Below are 12,732 nucleotides of genomic sequence, written 5' to 3'. Positions count from 1 at the left end.
CGAGACGGGCCTACGGCTTCAGAAACTTTGAGAATTACCGGTTGAGGGTACTGACCCACTGTGGGTGGGATGGCATTATCAATCGGGTACGGATGGATGCCCATCCCCCGTTTATGGGGTAGAGCCCACCTTTCCGGTGCCGTTTATAGGGCAGAGCCAGCATACTTACGCTGATCCTGGAAAAGAAAAGGGCCTGGACAAGTCAATATCCAGGCCCTTCAGTTTGGCGTGTTTGGTGGAGGCGGCGGGAATTGAACCCGCGTCCGCCAGCACTCTGCCTTCGGCTCTACATGCTTAGTTTCCGTTAATTGATTTAGCCGTTCACAGCCCAACGGTCAGGACGTGATTGGCGAGCCTGTATAAGTTTTAGCCGATCCACCCCAGGCAGGCTTCACAGCGATCCAGTTCTGTATGACAGTCAATAGCGCGATACTGGCACCTTGCTAAAGACCGCTAGGGCCGAAGCCACTAGAAGGTGTTATCAGCGGACTGCTTACGCAGCCAGTTGAGCACCGTAGTTGTCGTCGTTGGCAACTAATAGTTTGCAGCTTTGGATTAACGTGATTCGCTACCATCACGGCATGCACCTCAGGGTTTGTAACCGTCGTCGAATCCAGATCGCCCCCATAAGTGAACCGCGGAGTATAACGCACTCCGCACAGACTTTGACCGTGAATTTTGCGAAAGTTCCCATACCGTGCGGCAGCCGGCTTGATGACGGGGGGCGCTCTGCACTAGGGTGAAGTGAATTTACTGGACAGGGATATGCAATGACCGCGCGCTACAAGGCCGAAGACCTGCAGCAATTTACCGCCAGCCTGTTTACAGGGGCAGGCCTGGCACCGGAGCGTGCCGCGGTACTTGCCGAGGTGTTTCTGGAGGCGGATCTGATGGGCTTTTCCACTCACGGCCTGAACCGGGTGCCGCACAATCTGCGCTGGCTGCAGGGTGGCGAGAGCCGCGTTGACGGGGAACCGCAGGTACTGGCTGATCGCGGCGCCCTGTTTAACTGGGACGCCGGTTTTCTGCCGGGGCCCTGGGTGGTGCGCCTGGCGCTGGATCAGGCGCTGGCTCGGGTGGCGGAGCACGGTGTGGTGACGGCCACCCTGCGCCGCAGCCAGCACATCGCCTGCCTTGCCGCCTACCTGCCACGCATCGTGGAGGCGGGTTACGCGGTACTGATGACCTGCTCCACCCCGGCGGAAAATACGGTCAGCGCTTTTGGCGGTATCGATCCGCTGTTTTCAGCCAACCCTATCGCCTTCGCGGCGCCGGGGGAAGATTGCCCGCTGTTGTTCGATATCAGTATGTCGATTACCGCCGGCGGCTATGTGGCGCGCGCGCAGCGGGAGGGCAAGCGGCTGCCCGAACCCTGCCTGAAGAACCGCGCGGGGGAGATCACCGATGACCCCGCGGCGCTGGGGGAGGGCGGTAGCATCATGCCCATCGGCGGCGCCGCCCACGGTTACAAGGGTGCCGCGTTGTCGGTGTTTACCGAAGTATTGAGTATGGCCCTGGGCGGTTACGGGCGGGCCGATGCGGCCGCGCGTAATGACGGCGAAGCCAATTCGGTGTTTCTGCAGGTTATCGATCCCGGCGCCTTTACCACGCCGGAGAACTTTCGCCGCCAGCTCGGCGCGCTGCAGTCGCTTTGCGAGCAGAGCGCAGTGCCGGCGGGGCAGCCCCCGGCGCGTTTCCCCGGGCGGCGCGCCTGGGAGCTGCGCCAGCAGCAGCTGGCCCAGGGGGTGGACCTTTACCCGGGCATCATGGCTGACCTCGCCCCGTGGGCGGAGCAGTTTGCTATCCCTCTGCCCCTAGCACTGCAGGCAGAGGGTGGGCTGTAATCGGTGCCTGACATTCCGCCCCGGCCTGTAATCACCCGACTTGGCCTGATTTAACCCTTACTGCCCACAGCGGGCTTGTCTAGACTTCTGCCCATAGTGTGACCGGGCCATGGGCCCGGACCGTTCCAGCAGAAGACAGGACCGGCCGCAGCCGGGGAGAGACCATGCAATTCGACCTCAAGATCATCAATGGCGCCGTTTTCGACGGTGAAGGTAACGACCCGGTGCAGTGCAATGTCGCGGTAAAGGACGGGCTCATTGTGGCGGTGGGCGAATGCGCTGGCGAAGCCGCGCAGGTGATCGACGCCGCCGGCAAGATCGTAACCCCCGGCTTTATCGACCTGCACACGCACTACGACGGGCAGGTGTCCTGGGATGCGGACCTGCAGCCCAGCATCAATCACGGCGTGAGCACCGTGGTGATGGGCAGCTGTGGCGTGGGCTTTGCGCCGGTGCGCGCCACTGACCGCGACAGGCTGATCCGGTTGATGGAAGGGGTCGAGGATATCCCCGGCACCGCGCTGGCAGAGGGCATCACCTGGGACTGGGAAACCCTGCCGGAGTACATGGATGCCCTTGACGCCAAACCCCACAGCATCGACTTTGCCGTACAGGTGACCCACGACCCGCTGCGGGTCTATGTGATGGGCGAGCGGGCCGTGTTCGACGAGGAAGCCACCGAGAGTGACATCGCCGAGATGCGCCGCCTGACGCGCGAGGCCCTGGACGCGGGCGCCATTGGCTTCTCCACGGGGCGCTCCGATGTACATCGCAGTGCGGACGGCGACTGGACGCCATCCTCGGAAGCCTCCAGCGGTGAACTGGCGGGCATCGCCAGCGCCTTTGACGGCCTTTCCCACGGCGTATTGCAGGCGGTCAACGATTTCAACCTGGAGCGAGTGGCCGACGACGGCGACCGCTTTGACGAAGAGTTTGACCTGCTGGAAACCTTCGCCCGCGCCGCCAACGGCCGCCCTTTTTCCCTGTCGCTGATGCAGCGGGACTTCGCGCCGGACCAGTGGCTGCGCATTATCAAGCGGGCGGAGCAGGCCGCCGAACAGGGCTTGAACATGCGCCTGCAGACGGCCCCACGGGGCATTGGTGTGACCGTGGGCCTGCAGTGTACATTCCACCCATTTATCGGTTTTCCGAGCTACAAGCGTATCTGTCACCTGCCGCTGGCGGAGCGGGTCGAACAGATGCGCGATCCGGCCTTCAAGGCGCAGCTGCTGAGCGAAAAGTCCGAGCCGATGGCCGGCGATGGCACGCCGGTGCCGCCCATCGCCGACGCCCTGTTGGCAGCGGTGGACTTTGTCGCCAGCAAAACCTTCCGCCTGGGTGAAAACCCGGACTACGAGCAGACCGAGGAAACCTCGGTGCTGCAGATGGCGAAGGACCGCCGCGTACCCACGCTGGAGATGATCTACGATCTCATGCTGGAGAACGACGGCCGGGAACTGCTCTATTTCCCGATCTACAACTACACCGAGATGAACTACGACAATGTGTACACCATGATGCAGCACCCGCTGTCCATCATGGGGCTGTCGGACGGCGGCGCCCACGTGGGCACGGTGTGTGACTCCAGCTTCCCCACCTACCTGCTCAGCTACTGGACTCGCGATCGCCAGCGTGGCAGCAAGCTGGAGCTGAAAGACGCGGTGCGCCGACTGACCAGCGATATCGCCGACTACTGTGGCATGGGTGATCGCGGCCGCATCCGCGTGGGGCTCAAGGCCAACCTCAATGTGATCGACATCGAGCGCCTGCGACTGCACGCGCCGCACATGGTGCAGGATCTTCCCGCTGGCGGGCAGCGCCTGCTGCAGGAGGCGAGCGGCTATCGCGCCGTGATTGTCGCCGGCGAGGTGGTGCTGGAGAACGATCAGCTGACCGGAGCGTATCCGGGGCGGCTGGTGCGGGTGAACCAACTGGCGGAGCGCGCAGCAGCCTGAACAGAGTCCCGATAGCTACCGGCATCCGGGGGAGGCACTGTGAGCCTGGCGGGTGACTGGCTGGTTCAGCTCGACCTTGCGCAGTTGGCGCTGGTCTGGGCTGTGGTCGTCTTCGCCGCGGTGATGCGCGCCTTCACCGGGTTCGGCTTTGCGCTGGCGGCGGTGCCGGTGTTCTCCATGATCATGCCACCCACGCAGGCGGTGGTGCTCAGCGCATCACTGACGCTGGCGGTCAGCTTGCTGACCCTGAAAACCTACTGGGGGCAGTATCCTCTGCGCCCCATGTTGCCGATGCTGTCACTGTCCCTGCTGGGTACCCTGGTCGGGGCTTCCCTGCTGGCGGGCCTGTCGCCAGCACAGTTCCAGTTGTGGATTGGGCTGGCGGTCGTGTCCGCCTCGCTGGCGTTGACCCTGTATCGCCCTGCGCAAGAGGGGCCGCGCCCGGGAGCGCGATGGCGGGCGGCGGCCGGTGCCGCATCCGGCGTTCTGAATGGCGCCTTTGCCATTCCCGGCCCGCCGGTGGTGGTATATGCGGTGGCGGCGGAGAGTGACCCGGGACGAGCGCGCGCCCTGCTGATGACCTTCTTCCTGTTCTCGGCGGTGATGGCTCTGGCTTCCTACAGCCTGGCCGGCCTGGTTACGGTGCAATCGCCGCTGCTGTTCCTGCTGGCCTTCCCGGCCATGTTGCTTGGCGACCGGCTGGGCTATTACCTGTTCCACCGCTATGGCAGCCGCCTGTACCGGCAGGTGGCGGTGGCTGTATTGATGGCCGTGGGGGTAACGACAACACTGCAGGCGCTCATGTGAATCCACACAGGCGCAGGAAGGGATTGGAGTCCGGACAATAGAAAGCCGCAGTCGACTGGCAGAGTGCCACCCGAATGCGGCCGGGACGGTTTGTCAGCCTGTGGCGAGGGGATTGCATCGCGCCAGGGCCCCTCGCCTGGCGCTCTCCTCCATGGGAGAGTATTGCGGTGTCATAACCGTATTGCCGCAGCCGGTGTTGTTGCCTTTGCCAATTGCCAGGTGGAGGGCGCGGGCGCCGGCTGCGTTTTAACTATGGTTGGCCGGGCCCGCTTTCGCAAGTCGCGGCTTAGACTGTTCCTGCATAAGCAGGCGGGACGGCTTATTGCTTGACGTTGTCGCGGATAATGCGCTGCTTTTGCCGGCCCCAGTCGCGGTCCTTCTCGGTGTCGCGCTTGTCGTGGCTCTGCTTGCCCTGGGCGAGGGCGATGCGCGCTTTCACCAGGTGCCCCTTCCAGTACAGCTGTGTGCAGACGCAGGTCTGGCCTTTCTGGGCAGTAGCCGCCAGGATCTTTGCCAGCTCTTTCTTGTGTAGCAGCAGTTTACGGGTGCGGGTGGGGTCGGTGACGAAATGGGTCGACACCGTATCCAGCGGCGTAATCTGGGCACCCAGCAGCCAGGCCTCGCCGTTTTTCATCAGCACATAGGAGTCGGTCAGCTGGGCCTTGCCCATGCGCAGGCTCTTGACCTCCCAGCCGGTCAGGGAAACCCCGGCTTCAAAGGTTTCCAGCAATTGGTAATCGAAACTCGCGCGCTTGTTGCGCACGATCACGTTGTCAGAGACTTTGGGTTTCTTCTTGGCCATGGCGCGCATTATACGGAGCGCTGCGGCGCGGGGAAGGTGAATCTTTCCCTTTTCATCGCGGCGGCCCTGATGCAATCTAACTCCATGATAAAAGGGTATTTTTCACTTGCTGCTGCGTAACCTTTCGGCCCCGGCCCAGTGGCGCTCCCGGATGACCTTCGTGCTGGCCCTGGCGGCTTTTGCCGTCGGTCTCGGCAATCTCTGGCGCTTTTCCTATCTCACCGGTGAGCACGGTGGCGGCGCCTTCGTGCTGCTGTACCTGCTGTGCCTGTTTGTACTGGCGGTGCCGGTGCTGATTGCCGAAGTGGCGCTGGGCAATTACAGCCGCGCCGGGCCGTTGCAGGCGCTGCGCGACAGTGCCGACCGCTCCCTGCGCTCTCGCCACTGGGTCTGGGTCGGCGTGCTGGCCAGCGTGTCCGCCCTGTTGCTACTGGCCTATTACGTGGTTGTGGCCGGTTGGGCACTGGCCTTTGCCAGCAGTATTCACGATGGGGCCTTCTCCTCCGCCAGTCTGGTCAATGTCGGGGAGTATTTCGAGCAGCTGCTGCTGGACCTGCCCGCGCAACTGTATTGGCAGGCCGTGTTTTTGCTGACGGTGATGCTGGTGGTGGGCTGCGGCCTGCGCCGTGGGCTTGGCCTGGCGCCGTGGTTGCTGCTGCCGGGTTTGATCGCGCTGCTGGGGGTTTTGGTGCGCTACGCCATGGCGGAGGGAGACCTGTCCGCTGCCCGCGAGTTTCTGTTTTCCGCCCAGCTGCTCGATTTCAATCTGCACTCTTTGCGGGCGGCACTGGGACAGGCCTTCTACACCCTCGGCATCGGCCTGGCGGTGGGTATCGTCTACGGTGCCAGTGCGCCCGAGCGTATTCCGGTAGGGCGCAGCGTGATTGCCATTGCCCTGTTCGACAGCTTGATCAGCATCGCCGCCGGACTCGCTATCTTTCCGGTGCTGTTCGCCCACAATCTGGCCCCCACCGCGGGCCCCGGCCTGCTGTTTGTGGCGGTGCCCTATGCCTTTGGCAACGCCACTGGTGGCGAGTTGTTCGGAGCGCTGTTCTTCCTGATGGTGGTGGTTGCCGCACTGGGTGCCGCCATTGCCCTGCTGGAAGTGGTGGTGCAGGCCCTGCGCAGTTGCCTGCCCCTGCGCCGCGGCGCGGCGGTGCTGGCGGCCGGTGGCCTGTGCGCATCCCTGGTGGTGCTGCTGTCGGTTTCGCTGGCGGATAACCCGGCGCGGCCGGATGGCCTGTTCGTACAACTGGATCGACTGCTGGGTGAATGGCTGCTGCCGCTCAATGCCCTGCTGCTGTGCCTGTTCGCCGGCTGGCGCATGCGGCGAGAGCTGCTGCGGGCCTGCCTGTACCGCGAGCAGGACGGATTTTTTTCGCTTTGGTACGGGCTGTTACGTTATATTGCCCCGCCGGCTATTGCGCTGGTCCTGCTGACGGCCGCCTGGTCGCGGTGGTGGCCGGCGAGTTGACCTCACAGGACGCATGACGAACATCAACCGCAGCGCGCTGCTGCCCTATCGGGCAGAGCAGATATACGATCTGGTCAATGACATCGAGGCCTACCCGGCCTTTATGGACGGTTGTGTGGGCGCCGAAATCCTGCGCTGCGAAGGCAACCTGGTGGAGGCGCGCCTGGATCTGTCCAAGGGCGGAATCAGCCACAGCTTCAGCACCCGCAATTTTCTCGAGGAAAACCGTGCCATTCGCCTGGAGTTGCTGGACGGTCCCTTCGACCGCTTTCACGGCTACTGGGGTTTCAAGCCCCTGGGCGAGAGCGCCTGCAAGGTGACCCTGCAGCTTGAATTCACTGCGTCCAATGCGGTGCTTGGCCTGGCGGCAGCCAGACTCTTCGACAAAGTGAGCAACAATCTGGTGGATGCGCTGGGGCAGCGCGCCAGGCAGGTTTATGGACAGGAGGGAGTGCGGTGAGCGCTGAAAGTATCCACGTGGAGGTAGCCTACGCGCTGCCGGACAAGCAGGCCATTGTGCCGCTGCAGGTTGCGCGGGGCACCACAGCCATTGACGCCGTGCGCCGGGCCGGACTGGAGCGCCTGTTTGAGGGCCTGGACGTGGATAGTGCCAAGCTGGGGATTTTTGGCAAGGTGGTGGGCCCGCAGCAGGAATTGCGCGAGGGCGACCGGGTGGAGGTTTACCGCCCGCTGATTGCCGATCCCAAGGAGGTACGCAAGGCGCGGGCTGCGCGGGTCAAGGAGCGGCGCAAGGACGACGCCGGGGAATGACGGGCTCAGGCCCGGCTGTCGTCGGAATCGGATTCGGCGCTGTCGCCGCTGTCATCTGAGGTGCTCCCGCTGGCCCAGTCAGGCTGGTAATCGCCGGTGACATCCACCAGGCTGTCGCCATCGAAGTGCACCGTCATTTGCGCCTTGCGGATAATATCGTTGCCGTTGCGCAGCACGTAGGGGTAGTCCCAGCGGCTCTGGTTGAAGGGGTCTTCCACCAGCGGTGTGCCGAGTATGAAGCGCACCTGGCGGCGACTCATGCCGGGTTGCAACTGATCCACCATGTCCTGATTCACCAGGTTGCCCTGTTCCACGTCGATCTTGTATACGCCGGGAAAGCCCAGGGCGCCGCAGCCGCTCAGGGAAATCGCAATCAGCAGGAGGAAAAGGCTGCGCATAGGGTCTAAACTTCCACTTCAGTAACAGGGGTGGCATCATACCCCCACCGCAACGCAACGAGAACCCCTCGCCCATGGCCGTAGAGAATCAGGAACTGCGCAAAGCAGGCCTAAAAGTCACCCTGCCTCGCGTAAAGATCCTGCAAATACTGGAATCCACTGGTGACAGTGCCGAGCACCTCAGCGCCGAGGATGTCTACCGCGCCCTGCTGGATGCGGGCGAGGATGTTGGCCTGGCCACTGTTTACCGGGTGCTCACCCAGTTCGAGACGGCGGGGCTGGTGACGCGCCACAATTTTGAAACCGGGCATTCGGTGTTCGAACTGGCCCGGGGCGATCACCACGACCACATGGTCTGTGTGAGCAGTGGCGACGTGGTGGAGTTCCACGACGAGATCATTGAGCGGCGCCAGCGCGAAATTGCCGCGCAGCACGGCTTCGAACTGGTGGATCATTCCCTGGTGCTCTACGTACGCAAGTCCGACGACAAGTAGAGCGCCACCGTCTCCCGGGTTCTCTCCGGACGATTTTCGACTTTCCTTCCCAACCCCGGCCCAGGCCGGGGTTTGTGTTTCTGTGGCGGCGTTGTTTTACGCTGCGGGCCGCGCCTGTCGCCAGATTAATAAAAGTAAACTTGTGAGCAAAAATGCACATATGTATATTTGTGCTCGTCGAGTGATCGCCACAGGAGCGAGGCCATGAACGCCGCCACAGAAGCCAATAACAACACCCCGATCGAAACCCTGTTTGACCCGTCCTCAGAGGCCTACCTCCGCGACCCCATTCCCCAGTGCCTGGCGCTGGCCAGTCGCGGGCCGCTGGTGTGGTACGCCCCCTGGCAGGCCTGGATCATGACCCGCATGCCGGACATCATGGACTGCTGGCGGCGGGAGTACCTGTCCTCGGATTTCTACGACTGGGAATTCGCCCCGCCGCGCCCCCCCGAAGACCAGTGGAGCAATTTTGAGCGCGCCATGATTGGCCACAGCCTGCTGGCCGACCACGACCATCACCGCCTGATTCGCAAGGTGGTGTCACCGGCCTTCTCCCGCAACGTGGTGGATGAGATCCAGCGCCGCATCAAGCCGGACGTGGAAAAGCTCTTCGACGAGCTGGGCGATGTCGAACGCTTTGATTACATCGAGAAGATCGCCAGCCGTATCCCCTTTATTTCCATCAGTCGCATGGTCGGTGTGCCCGAGCGCTACTGGCCCGAGATCGAACGGGTGGTGCTCACCTTCACCGAGACCTGGAACCCGACCATCTCCGATGAGCGTCGCGAGGCGGCCCGGCAGGACAGCAACCGAGCCATCGAAATCCTGCAGCGGGTGATCGCCGAGCGCCGCGCCAACCCGGGCGAGGACGATGATTTTCTCAGCGTGCTGCTGAAAATCGAGGCCGAGAACGACAAATTCAGTGAATGGGACATCGTCACCCTGATCCTCGCGCTGATTGGCGCCGGTGCCGACACCACGCTGGTCGCCCAGCAGTGGTCGGTCTACTCCCTGCTCAAGCACCCCGGGCAGGTAGCCACTGCACTGGCCTCGCCGGACGCCTTCTCCAACGCCTTCAGTGAAATCATGCGCTGGTCCACCCAGTCCAAGATGGGCTTCGCCCGCTATGCGCCGGAGGATATGGAGCTGCTGGGCCAGCAGATTCGCAAAGGGCAGATGGTGCTGCTGATGCCCCACCTGAAAGACCGCGACCCTGCCTATTACAGCGAACCCGAGCGCTTCGATGTACAGCGGGAGTTCAATCCCGACGTGCTGTTTGGCTACGGCCCGCGCTACTGCATCGGCGCCGCGCTGGCCAAGCGTCAGCTCTACCTGACGATGTGCGAGCTGTTCCGGCGTTTTCCCAAACTCGAACTGGACGGCGAGCCAGAGCGTGACGGCAGTGACCACAACGCCGTGGTGTTCAGGGAATTGTGGGTAAAAACCAACGCGTAGTACGCGGTGCCAATTCATTTAACAATAAACAACAACTGCCAGGAGTGATTCATGAAGGACTTCAATAACAAGGTGGCCGTGGTCACCGGCGGCGCCAGCGGTGTCGGCAAATCCCTCGCCCGCGCCTTTCTCAAACAGGGCGCGAAAGTAGTGCTGTCGGACGTGGAAGCGCCGGCCCTGGAGGCCACTGCGGCGGAACTGGCCGGGGAGGTAGAGGGCGCGGTGATTCGTTCCATCGTCACCGATGTGTCCAAGCCAGAATCGGTCAACGAGCTGGCGGATGCGGTGTTCGGGGAGTTCGGCGCCTGCCACGTGCTGTGTAATAACGCCGGCGTGTCGGTGACCAACTGCAATGTCTGGGAAACCACCCCCAACGACTGGCTGTGGGTACACGGTGTGAACGTGCGCGGTGTGGTCCACGGTATCCAGGCCTTTGTGCCGCGCATGCTGGAGTCCGGGGAGGAGGGCATCATCATGAACACCAGCTCCGGCGACGGCGGTATTTCACCGCTGGCGGATCAGTCGGTTTACGCATCGAGCAAGGCCGGGGTGTCCATCATCACCGAGTGCCTCAACGCGCAACTGGTGGGCCAGCAAAGCAAGCTGCGCGCCTGCATTTTCTATCCTTCGGGCGGTATTCTGCCCACCGGCATCTGGACCACGCGCCGCAACCGCCCGGCGGAACTGGCGCGGGAAAAGCCGGTGCCCGCCGGCGGTGAAATGACCTTTGATGAGTTCATGGAAGGCATGAAGGCCATCGGCGTAGACCTGCCGGTGCAGGACCTGGATGAACTCGCCGAGTTCGCCCTGGACGGCCTGCACAAGGGCGACTTCGTAATCATGATCGGCCGCGAAGCCATGGAGGAAACCCTGGTGGAGCGCGCCCGCAAGCTGGCCCGGGGCGAGTGCCCGATTGAGGCGGGCCTGCATGGTTGAAGGGGAAGGGGCGGCTCCGCGCTGGGGGGCGCGGAGCCGCTATCTTTTCGCCATGGTCTCTCAGCTTTCCTCCGCCTGAGCCAGCATCTCCCGCGCATGGGCGAGGGTCTGCTCGGTCATCTTCACCCCGCCCAGCATGCGCGCCACTTCCTCGGTGCGCTGCTCGCCGTCCAGGCGGACCATTTCGGTGTGGGCGGACTGTTTGCTGCTGATCTTGGTGACCTGCAAATGCTGGTGACCCTGTGATGCCACCTGGGGCAGGTGGGTGACGCAAAGCACCTGGGTGTCCGCGGCCAGCTTGCGCAGCAGTCGGCCAACCACCTCGGCGACCGCGCCGCCGATACCCACGTCGACTTCGTCAAAGACCATGCAGGGCAGGGCGCTCGAGCTGGCGGTGACCACTTGCACGGCCAGGCTGATGCGCGACAGTTCACCGCCGGAGGCAATTTTTGCCAGCGGCTGGGCCGGGCTGCCGGGGTTGGTGCTGATCAGCAGTTCCACTTCCTCCCGCCCCTGGGGGTGGGGGGCACCGCCTTCGCGGCGGGGCAGGGCGATCTCGAAGCGACAGTGCTCCATGGCCAGGGTGGCGAGCACCTTGCCGGCTTCCTTTTCCAGTTTGCGGGCAGCGCCGACGCGCAGCTTGGACAATTTACCCGCATCCGCTTCGTAGCGCGCCAGCAGTTCTGCCAGTGTTGCTTGCAGTTCCTCGATGCGCGCGCCACCGCCGGCCAGTGCGCCGGCCTCCTCCGCCAGCTGGGTGTGCAGTTCGGCAAGATTCTCCGGCTTTACGCGGTGTTTGCGGGCGATGTCGTAGATCGCCTCGAGTCGCTTCTCCACCTCCTGCAGACGCTCCGGGTTCACCTCGACGGCGTCGATATGATGCTGAATCTCCGAGCGCGCCTCCTGCAACTGGATAGCGGCGGAATCGAGCAGTTCCCGGGCGTTGCCGGCGGCACTGCCGGCATGGGCGTCGTCTTCCATCAGGTGCAGGGCGCGGCGGCTGTCGCTGGCCAGTTCCTCGCACAACTCCAGGGCCTGGTGGGCGCTGCGCAGTATGTCTTCGGCGTTGGCCAGCTGTTTCAGCTCCGCCTCCAGCTCGGGCAGCTCGCCCTCCTGCAGCGCCAGGGCATCCAGTTCCTCCACCTGGTAGGCCAGCAGCTGGGCGCGGGCGGTCTGCTCGTCGCGGGCGCCGGTGAGCAGTTCGAGCTCGCGCTGCTGGCGCAGCCAGTCGGAGGCGGTTTTCTCGACGCCGCGGGCCAGTTCGCGCTGGCCGGCGAAGGCGTCCAGCAGCTGCCGCTGCACACCCTTGCGCAGCAGGGACTGGTGGGCGTGCTGGCTGTGGATATCGATCAGCAGGCCGCCGAGTTCGGCGCAGTCCTGCACGGTGCTGGCGCTACCGTTGATGTAGGCGCGGCTGCGGCCCTCGGCGGTCACCACCCGGCGCAACAGGCATTCCTCGCCCTGCAGCAGGTCGCGGCGGCCCAGCCAGTCGCGGGCCGCGGGATTGTCGGCCAGGTCAAAACAGGCGCTGATGTCGGCCCTGTCTGTGCCGTGGCGCACCGCCTTGGGGTCTGCCCGGTCACCCAGGCACAGGCCGAGGGCGTCCAGCATGATGGATTTGCCCGCGCCGGTCTCGCCGGTAATCACGGTCATGCCGCCGCTGAATTCCATCTCCAGCGCTTCGACGATGGTGTAGTTCTGGATGCTGATATGGGTGAGCATAAAACCTGCGGAGCTCCTGCCAGTGTTGCCGTCTTTTATAACGCGTTGCCGGCCCCGCTGGAACATCCGGGTGC

General features: G+C 63.6%; 12 protein-coding genes and 1 other RNA gene. 9 read left to right on the top strand and 4 right to left on the bottom strand.

What is annotated here, in order from left to right; genetic code table 11:
- Window positions 1-233: 233 nt before the first annotated feature.
- Window positions 234-626: a transfer-messenger RNA gene (ssrA, locus tag FVW59_RS16250) on the bottom strand.
- 144 nt (window positions 627-770) lie between these two features.
- Between ssrA and FVW59_RS16245 the strand changes: the two genes are divergently transcribed.
- The 3 genes from FVW59_RS16245 to FVW59_RS16235 all read left to right on the top strand — a co-directional run bounded on the left by FVW59_RS16245 (window position 771) and on the right by FVW59_RS16235 (window position 4,606).
- Window positions 771-1,844, top strand: a complete 1,074-nt coding sequence (locus FVW59_RS16245; RefSeq protein ID WP_148065407.1) for an Ldh family oxidoreductase — start codon at window positions 771-773, stop codon at window positions 1,842-1,844.
- A gap of 164 nt (window positions 1,845-2,008) precedes the next feature.
- Window positions 2,009-3,799 carry an N-acyl-D-amino-acid deacylase family protein gene (locus FVW59_RS16240; RefSeq protein WP_148065406.1) on the top strand — a complete coding sequence of 597 codons (1,791 nt, stop codon included), beginning with the start codon at window positions 2,009-2,011 and terminating at the stop codon, window positions 3,797-3,799.
- Window positions 3,800-3,838: 39 nt separating this feature from the next.
- Entirely contained in the window at window positions 3,839-4,606 is a 768-nt protein-coding gene (locus FVW59_RS16235) for a sulfite exporter TauE/SafE family protein (RefSeq protein ID WP_246139768.1), read from the top strand.
- Between the two features lie 319 nt (window positions 4,607-4,925).
- Here FVW59_RS16235 and smpB read toward each other — a convergent pair whose 3' ends face one another.
- Window positions 4,926-5,408, bottom strand: a complete 483-nt coding sequence (gene smpB / locus FVW59_RS16230; protein WP_148065405.1) for an SsrA-binding protein SmpB — start codon at window positions 5,406-5,408, stop codon at window positions 4,926-4,928.
- Window positions 5,409-5,514: 106 nt separating this feature from the next.
- Between smpB and FVW59_RS16225 the strand changes: the two genes are divergently transcribed.
- From FVW59_RS16225 to FVW59_RS16215, 3 genes are read left to right on the top strand one after another with little or no spacing between them, the layout of a single operon-like run.
- Window positions 5,515-6,882: a sodium-dependent transporter gene (locus tag FVW59_RS16225; RefSeq protein WP_246139767.1), complete on the top strand. Its 1,368-nt coding sequence runs from the start codon at window positions 5,515-5,517 to the stop codon at window positions 6,880-6,882.
- Window positions 6,883-6,895: 13 nt separating this feature from the next.
- Window positions 6,896-7,342 (top strand): type II toxin-antitoxin system RatA family toxin, encoded by a 447-nt coding sequence (locus tag FVW59_RS16220; protein ID WP_148065404.1) that lies wholly within the window; start codon window positions 6,896-6,898, stop codon window positions 7,340-7,342.
- A complete protein-coding gene (locus FVW59_RS16215) occupies window positions 7,339-7,653 on the top strand; it encodes an RnfH family protein (protein ID WP_148065403.1) in 315 nt (104 codons plus the stop codon). Before FVW59_RS16220 ends, FVW59_RS16215 begins: the two co-directional genes overlap by 4 nt.
- A 5-nt stretch (window positions 7,654-7,658) precedes the next feature.
- Here FVW59_RS16215 and FVW59_RS16210 read toward each other — a convergent pair whose 3' ends face one another.
- Window positions 7,659-8,051: an outer membrane protein assembly factor BamE gene (locus tag FVW59_RS16210; protein ID WP_148065402.1), complete on the bottom strand. Its 393-nt coding sequence runs from the start codon at window positions 8,049-8,051 to the stop codon at window positions 7,659-7,661.
- 74 nt (window positions 8,052-8,125) lie between these two features.
- Between FVW59_RS16210 and fur the strand changes: the two genes are divergently transcribed.
- The 3 genes from fur to FVW59_RS16195 all read left to right on the top strand — a co-directional run bounded on the left by fur (window position 8,126) and on the right by FVW59_RS16195 (window position 10,936).
- Window positions 8,126-8,545 (top strand): ferric iron uptake transcriptional regulator, encoded by a 420-nt coding sequence (gene fur / locus FVW59_RS16205; RefSeq protein ID WP_148065401.1) that lies wholly within the window; start codon window positions 8,126-8,128, stop codon window positions 8,543-8,545.
- A 204-nt stretch (window positions 8,546-8,749) separates the two neighbouring features.
- Window positions 8,750-10,000: a cytochrome P450 gene (locus FVW59_RS16200; protein WP_148065400.1), complete on the top strand. Its 1,251-nt coding sequence runs from the start codon at window positions 8,750-8,752 to the stop codon at window positions 9,998-10,000.
- 51 nt (window positions 10,001-10,051) lie between these two features.
- Window positions 10,052-10,936 carry an SDR family NAD(P)-dependent oxidoreductase gene (locus FVW59_RS16195; RefSeq protein ID WP_148065399.1) on the top strand — a complete coding sequence of 295 codons (885 nt, stop codon included), beginning with the start codon at window positions 10,052-10,054 and terminating at the stop codon, window positions 10,934-10,936.
- Between the two features lie 60 nt (window positions 10,937-10,996).
- Here FVW59_RS16195 and recN read toward each other — a convergent pair whose 3' ends face one another.
- Window positions 10,997-12,658 (bottom strand): DNA repair protein RecN, encoded by a 1,662-nt coding sequence (recN, locus tag FVW59_RS16190; protein ID WP_148065398.1) that lies wholly within the window; start codon window positions 12,656-12,658, stop codon window positions 10,997-10,999.
- Window positions 12,659-12,732 lie beyond the last annotated feature (74 nt).

Origin of the sequence: Parahaliea aestuarii (assembly GCF_008064635.1) — a bacterium.
Taxonomy (GTDB): Bacteria; Pseudomonadota; Gammaproteobacteria; order Pseudomonadales; family Halieaceae; genus Parahaliea; species Parahaliea aestuarii.
Note: the sequence above shows the minus strand (reverse complement) of the source record. Positions and strands in the feature narration are given on the sequence as shown.

Coding starts and splice junctions, on each gene's coding strand:
- FVW59_RS16240 (WP_148065406.1), top strand. CDS start 2,009: ATGCAATTCGACCTCAAGATCATCAATGGCGCCGTTTTCGACGGTGAA.
- FVW59_RS16195 (WP_148065399.1), top strand. CDS start 10,052: ATGAAGGACTTCAATAACAAGGTGGCCGTGGTCACCGGCGGCGCCAGC.
- FVW59_RS16245 (WP_148065407.1), top strand. CDS start 771: ATGACCGCGCGCTACAAGGCCGAAGACCTGCAGCAATTTACCGCCAGC.
- recN (WP_148065398.1), bottom strand. CDS start 12,658: ATGCTCACCCATATCAGCATCCAGAACTACACCATCGTCGAAGCGCTG.
- FVW59_RS16220 (WP_148065404.1), top strand. CDS start 6,896: ATGACGAACATCAACCGCAGCGCGCTGCTGCCCTATCGGGCAGAGCAG.
- FVW59_RS16210 (WP_148065402.1), bottom strand. CDS start 8,051: ATGCGCAGCCTTTTCCTCCTGCTGATTGCGATTTCCCTGAGCGGCTGC.
- fur (WP_148065401.1), top strand. CDS start 8,126: ATGGCCGTAGAGAATCAGGAACTGCGCAAAGCAGGCCTAAAAGTCACC.
- smpB (WP_148065405.1), bottom strand. CDS start 5,408: ATGGCCAAGAAGAAACCCAAAGTCTCTGACAACGTGATCGTGCGCAAC.
- FVW59_RS16200 (WP_148065400.1), top strand. CDS start 8,750: ATGAACGCCGCCACAGAAGCCAATAACAACACCCCGATCGAAACCCTG.